This is a genomic window from Candidatus Protochlamydia sp. R18 (genome assembly GCF_000648255.1).
GTDB classification, from domain to species: domain Bacteria; phylum Chlamydiota; class Chlamydiia; order Chlamydiales; family Parachlamydiaceae; genus Protochlamydia; species Protochlamydia amoebophila.
Window position 1 is genome coordinate 1 of the sequence record NZ_BASL01000619.1, and the last position, 754, is coordinate 754.

The window sequence follows — 754 nt, forward strand, 5'->3', positions numbered from 1 at the left end:
GAGAATGAGAAATAATCAGAGAAGTTCCCTCTTGAAAGTTTAATTGAATTTCTTCAGATGAAACTGAAGGATCGGGAGCTGGAATCGTTGGTGCACTAGTTTTTTCTGTATTAGCCAAAGGATTGTCTAAGGGGGTATTTTCATTCTCAACTTGATCGTTAATGTCTTGAGGGGGATAGTAAGATGGAGTCGTTTTATGGACAAGATAACTAGGATTAAACCCAGAATTAGAAATATTCAAAATGACCATCCCAATGAGTGAAATAAATTTTAATTTATAAATGTTTTAACAATATTATTTATAAATAAAAATTATTGCAATAATTATGAGATAAAATAGGCAGTCACGTTTTAAGAGAAAGTTTTATTTTATCAATGAAGAGTTATTAAAAAAACAAATAAGGATCAATATGGTTCAAACATAAACTATGGTTCAAACATAAACTCCTTAGTTTTTGATTTGAAAATGCCTTAAGTCCGCATAAATTCATCTGTTTAAGATTAAATTTTCCATTTCTAGATAGTGTAGTCACGAGACTTCTGCCCTGCCCATATATAGCAATACATCTAATATGGACTGCAGACAAGAATGAGGCTGTGTTCTTTGCATAATGGGTCGCTATTCCTCTCCAGCGCTTCAAATGTAAAAATGCATTTTCCACCAAATGCCTTAACTTAATAGAGATCTTTATCGTATTCTCGACCAGTTATGCGATTCTTTCGTGGAGGAATCACCACTTGCATTCCCTGACTT

2 pseudogenes are annotated in these 754 nt (G+C 33.0%); both read right to left on the reverse strand.

The features are described from left to right. Positions 1-241: pseudogene (locus TY19_RS02055) on the reverse strand (hypothetical protein); the annotation flags it as partial. A gap of 310 nt (positions 242-551) precedes the next feature. Continuing rightward, positions 552-754 (reverse strand): annotated as a pseudogene (locus TY19_RS12575) (IS5/IS1182 family transposase); the annotation flags it as partial.